Here is a 6271-nt window from a genome sequence, read left to right as displayed (position 1 = left end):
GCCATTGGCATACCGATTTACGGCGTACGTGAAATTGCAAAAATCCGCCATGACCAGGCAGGAATAAGCAAAACGGTTTCCGAGCTGCTGTTTTTAAACGTTCTTAGTTCGCTTCTTTTACTATTGCTATACCTGGGAGTTTTGTTTCTGGTTCCCTGGTTTCACGATGACCTGCAACTCTACCTGCTGGGAGGTTTAATTGTTATAAGTGCCTTTTCGAACCTCGACTGGTACTACAACGGCATGGAGCAATTTCGTTTTTTGTCCATCCGCTCCATAAGCATAAAGGCACTTTCTTTACTGGCGCTGTTTGTATTTGTAAAAACAAAGGAAGATCTGCTGCTGTATTTTGCGGTGGTTATTTTTTCGATTTTAGCCAATCATCTGTGGAATTTATGGGGAGTTCGTAAAATCATCTCTTTTAAAGTAAACGAATTAGAACTCAAACGTCATATTCCGGCATTGCTAACCTTACTGGGCACTTCGGTATCCATTAGCATCTATTCAGTCATCGATACGCTTTTGCTGGGTTTTCTGTCCGACGATACGGCCGTGGGATTATATACTGCAGCTGTAAAGATCAATAAAATTACCATTCCGGTACTGATAGCGCTGGGTACAGTGTTAATACCCCGTATCACTCAAAGCCTTGAAAGCAGCGATAAGATTCAGGTAGATAAACTGATTAACCAATCTTTTGCTTTTACCTGTTTACTGGGGGTGCCCGTTAGTTTTGGGCTTTTTCTTTTTGCCAAAGAGTTTATTATTTCCATTTCGGGAGTGGAATTTGCCAACGCAGTACTTACCATGAAAATAAGTGCACCATTGGCATTGATAATAGGTATTGCCCATATTTTTGGATTTCAGTTGTTAATACCGGCCGGCTACGAACGAAAATATCTTTGGGCAACACTTGCGGGTATGGTGGTCAGTATTACACTAAACCTCCTGCTTATTGGCAGCTTTAAGGATAAAGGAGCAGCAGTGGCTACCGTTGCCAGTGAAATTGTAGTAACGGGAATCGCGGGCTATTTTGCGTATAAATTCATAAAATTTAAACTGGATTGGGGAATGCTGTCAAAAGCTTTTCTGTCGTGTTTACTTTTTATTCCCATTGCCTATGGGGTACGTACAGTTTCTAAGAATGAGATAATCTGCCTTTTAATTGCCGTTCCGCTATCGGCTTTGGTGTATTTTGGTATACAAGCCTGGATATTTAAAAATCCATTAATCCATGAAGCTTTTGTCTATGCCAAAACAAAAGGCTGGATACCGGCTGTTTTGGTGAAAGAAAAAAGACAGGATAAGGAATATTGAAAACAAATTTCTTTTGGCAACTACTTTCAGACCAAAGTTTATCTTTAAATTGTCCTGAAAGGAATGAATACGAATAACCACCGGTATATCCGGTGGTGGATCAATGGCTATTGTCTCAGCCCTGAAAGGGTTGAAAAGGTATATTAATCCAATTCGTTTTCGTCATGTTGCATATGATTGTTGTACTTCGTTGGTTACTTCATTAGTTGATTAGAATTTATTCAACCCCTTCGGGGCTGAGGTTTTGCGATTATACTTTCCGTGCGTTTCACACACGGTTATTTATATTCAGTCCTTTCAGGACATCTGTTTTGGATCTTTAATAAAACTCAAAAAAATCATATTTAGTTGAACTATCTAATTATCAACCCTTCACTGGCGCGAACGCCTTGGATAAAAGTCTCATTAGGGACGACACAACAGATAAACAGATAATCTAAAAAAACAAAAACCTTATTCAAACCACGTTAAGAAGGTCCCCGCCAGCTGGCGGATCAGGGATAAAACCGATAGCTATTGCTAAGAATTTACAGGAAAGTAGAAAAAAGTGGTTACTTGAACAATTTGAAACATCCGAAGGCTTCCGTTTCTGGAGATCTGATAACAAACCAATTGAGCTATGGAGCAATACTGTAATAGATCAGAAAATAGCATATATACATCAAAATCCGGTTGAAGCAGGATTAGTCTTTAATGCTGAGGATTATGTATATAGTAGCGCTATTGATTACGCTGGAGAAGATGGTTTGTTAGATATCATTGTTGTAAAATAGAATTGCTTTTAGCAATGGCACGGATTACATCCCGAAGTTTCGGGACGCGCCAGCGGGTGAGTCAATAAATTTTGAACCACATTTTGCTACAAATTGTAATTGGACTTTCAGAAAAAAAGTCCCGGAAGGGACGAAAGGTTGGTAAAAACATAGGGGCAAAGCCCCGGCATGTTGAAGCATCGTCTATTAGGGCGATGGTTTTTGAATAGAAACAACTCCCATCAAAAACAAGAAAAAACAGAATATGAACTGGAAATACTATCTAATAGTTGCGTTGATCCTTCTTGTTACAGAGCAAGTCGGTGCGCAAGCGCTCTCAAGCAACTTTGATCAGCTGGAAGATTATTACCGAAGAGAACAACTTTTGGGTAATATCGAGCCGGATAATTCTTTTGTCTCCTATCCCCTCTTTCCTACCGAAGCTTTTGGTGTGAACGATGTGTATCGTCCAACGGAAGCCACGGAAAGTTTTTTCGACCGGGATGTTAATGAGCTACTGGGAAAACGTTTGCCTTCAGATATCTCGCTAAAGCTGCTTCCTTTGGTTTGGACCAATCAATATAATTCGCACCATCCTGAAGACTGGAACGATGGAGCAATGATTCCGGCCAAAGGTTATCAGACCTTTGTTAGCGGAGGGTTATATTTTAATGTTGCTTTCAATGATAATCTTCCCTCTCTTTCCATAAAAATACAACCTGAATATGTCTATGCTTCCAATCCGGAATATGATGGATTTCCGCTAATCCGGGAAAACCCGGAACTGGCTACCTTAAGATGGGCTCAATACTATTTTAACACCTTAAACTATATCGACCAGCCGGAACGTTTTGGCGACGATGCCTACAATCAGTTCACCTGGGGGCAAAGCAGCGTTAGAATCAACTACAAATCCATTTCACTGGGCTTTTCCAATGAAAATCTGTGGTGGGGCCCCGGCAGACGAAATAGCCTGTTAATGACCAATACTGCACCCGGTTTTCGTCATTATACTTTAAATACCACCCGTCCGATTCAGACACCTCTTGGTTCCTTTGAAGGACAAATTATAATTGGGAATCTAAAAGCTTCGGGTTACCCGCCTCCCAATACCGAGGTAAAAGACCATAACGGCATGCTCTTTTATTCGCCCAAACGGCAGGACGATCGTTATTTTAATGGAATGATCCTGAATTACAGTCCGAAATGGGTAAAGGGTTTGCACCTGGGATTAATACGTAGTTTCCAGATGTATAAGTTCGATATGGACAATTCTTTCAATGCATGGCTACCCATATTTAGTCCTTTCAGCCAAAAAGGAATAGAAAAACAAGCAGAAGATACCGAAGAAGGAGAATTGAGTAACTACCAGAAAAGAGACGCCTACTATTCGTTTTTTATGCGTTATGTCTGGCCCAAAGCACATGTTGAAATATATGCGGAATATGGCCTGGCCGAAAATCATTGGGACGGAAGAGATTTTATTATAGAGCTGGAACATTCAAGGGCCTTTAATTATGGGTTCAGAAAACTGATTGAACTCCCTTCAGAGGATCAGGTTATTCAGGTGGGCATGGAAATCACTCATTTGGCGAAAAATCCAACATCAGTATTAAGAGGCCCCCAGGGAGTTTACCAACAGGGCAGCAAAACCTGGTACACCGGCGTTGGCGTCCGGCAGGGTTATACACACCAGGGGCAACTGCTGGGTGCAGGAATCGGACCGGGTAGTAACTTAATGAGTTTAAATGTGGGCTGGAACAAAGGTTTGAAAGGGATTGGACTTCAGCTGGAAAGATATGCCCACAACGAAGATTTTCTCAATGAAACTATAAAGGATATACGAATGCATTGGGTAGATCTGGCCGCTGCGTTAAACGGAAGTTGGGAATACAAGAACCTCTTGTTTTCGCTGAATTTTAAATTTGTTGGTGCCAAAAACTATCAATGGGTGTACGACTTTAACTGGAACGATTACTGGGATAACAGCAGTGGCGAAGATGTGTTTAATTTCCATGGTAAGTTGGGAATTATGTATCGTTTCTAGTATCAGAGCGAAAGCGTTGCAAGCTACTAGTCACTAGCCACGAGTTACGAGTTTGTATCCAGTACAAAGGCAAAAAATAAAGGATTTTACCACTGAGTTACGCCGAGAAATCACAGAGTTTCACAGTGAATAAGATACAAAGTTAAGAACTACAATTTTACAATTTATCAGTTTTACAATTCTTTAGTATCAAGTATCCAATATCCAGCATTCAAGATCCAGTATCCAAGATCCAGCATCCAAGATCCAGTATCCAAGATCCAGTATCAAGCATCCAGAATCCAGTATCCAGTATCAAACATCAAGTATCTCATATCATGTACACAAAATATAAACACCTTCTTTTCTTCTCCCTGCTCATCTTTATAAGTGTCGAAAGTAGTTTGGCTCAATCCTTATCTTTAAATAATCAAACTCTGAATGACTATTACCGTCGTCAGCAATTATTAGGGAATGTGGATCCGACCTTATCTTTTACCTCTCGTCCTTTATTTTCAGAAGCGCTGGGAAAAGATGATCTATTCGATCCTGAAAATACCTTAGAACATTCCAATCTGAACAATTTTGACGGCACCTTTATCTTTAACAAAAAAAGAGGTCAGTTTACGGTGCTTCCCATAAGCTTGCTGAATCAATACAACAGCCATCATCCGGAGGGGATTAACGATGGTTCGATGATTCCGGCACGGGGAGCACAAATGCGTGCCGACCTGGGATTCTATTTTAAATACAGCCTGCTGAGTATAACCTTTAACCCGGAATTGGTGTATGCCCATAATAAATTATACGATGGTTTTCCTTCCGGCTATAAAACCACTTTGAATCTGCAATTTCCCAACTCAAAAGGAACAATTGATTTACCGGAACGTATCGGTGGTTTTCATTACACCAGGTTTCTGTTAGGTCAAAGCAGCGTGCGCATAACGTATAAACCCATCTCCATCGGGCTGTCCAATGAGAACCTGTGGTGGGGACCGGGTTATAAAAACTCCCTGCTCATGACCAACTCGGCATCCGGTTTTTTACACCTAACCCTAAATACCGTGCGCCCCATAAAAACACCGATGGGTTCTTTCGAAGGGCAACTTATTGCCGGGAAACTTGAAGAATCGGGCTATACTGAAGGATTGCCGGACGATTGGCGTTATTTAAACGCCATGGTATTGAGCTATCAGCCTCGTTGGGTACCGGGTTTGTTTTTGGGTTTTACCCGAAGTTTTATGACCTATTCGGAGGATATGGGGTCAGGATTTTCGGACTATTTGCCGGTACTTAGTTTTCTTTCCAAAAGTTCTGGCGGTTCCAATGAAGAGGTAGACAGTCAGCGGCAGAATCAACTTATTTCGCTTTTTGCCAGATGGCTTTTCCCTGAATCAAACGCGGAGATTTATTTTGAATATGGCCGTGAAGACCATTCCTGGGATATGCGTGACTTTTTGATGGAACCATCGCATACTGCAGCCTATATTCTGGGAGCACATAAATTACTGGGCTTTAAAGGAGATCGTTATTTCCAGGTTAGGGGCGAAATTACCCAATTGGCATCAAATCAAACTACCATTAATCGACATCGTGATTATGGTAATGGCAGAGGAGGATATCCTTGGTATTATCATGGATTAGTTAAACATGGCTATACACACGAAGGTCAGTTGATTGGTGCTGGTATAGATCCCACGAGTAATACTCAAACATTAGTGATGAGCTGGAACAGAGAACTAAAACAAATTGGATTAGAATTTGAACGTTATGTACATGGAAATGGTTTTTGGTTTTCAAATATCAAAGATTTCAGGGCCAACTGGGTTGATTTAAGCACTTCGTTTTTTGCCAACTGGGATTATAAAAACTTTTTGGTGTTTGGAAAAATAAAGCTGGTTAGCAGTAGAAACTACCAATGGTTGTACGAGCCCACCTGGGCCGAAGTACAAGCCGATTACTGGACACATACGGACAACACCTTTAACCTGCATACGCAATTTGCTGTATCCTACCGGTTTTGATGGTTTAATTAAACCATAAGACTAGCTTATTAGCAAACTAAAAAAACGACCAACATTATACCAATTCGCCAATGCAGATCTCACCGTTAATTTCAATTATAGTTCCTTGTTACAATCAAGGTAAATACCTGAATGAATGTCTTGGGAGTGTT

Annotated in this window: 3 protein-coding genes; all 3 read left to right on the top strand. The window is 40.9% G+C overall.

The annotated features are described in order from the left end of the window. A partial coding sequence (locus ABZB17_RS19235; protein WP_372652647.1) for a flippase occupies positions 1–1317 on the top strand: 1317 nt, incomplete at its 5' end. 1017 nt (positions 1318–2334) lie between these two features. Beyond that, entirely contained in the window at positions 2335–4116 is a 1782-nt protein-coding gene (locus ABZB17_RS19230; RefSeq protein WP_372652644.1) for a capsule assembly Wzi family protein, read from the top strand. A gap of 317 nt (positions 4117–4433) precedes the next feature. Beyond that, positions 4434–6119 (top strand): capsule assembly Wzi family protein, encoded by a 1686-nt coding sequence (locus ABZB17_RS19225; RefSeq protein WP_372652642.1) that lies wholly within the window; start codon positions 4434–4436, stop codon positions 6117–6119. Positions 6120–6271: the final 152 nt, after the last annotated feature.

This window comes from Draconibacterium sp., from assembly GCF_041583095.1.
Taxonomy (GTDB): domain Bacteria; phylum Bacteroidota; class Bacteroidia; order Bacteroidales; family Prolixibacteraceae; genus Draconibacterium.
The sequence above is the reverse complement of the archived record's forward strand: the minus strand, read 5'-3'. Positions and strand labels throughout refer to the sequence as shown.

Bases quoted from the DNA above. Each gene is read 5' to 3' on its own strand.
- ABZB17_RS19230 (WP_372652644.1), top strand. From the start codon at position 2,335: ATGAACTGGAAATACTATCTAATAGTTGCGTTGATCCTTCTTGTTACA.
- ABZB17_RS19225 (WP_372652642.1), top strand. From the start codon at position 4,434: ATGTACACAAAATATAAACACCTTCTTTTCTTCTCCCTGCTCATCTTT.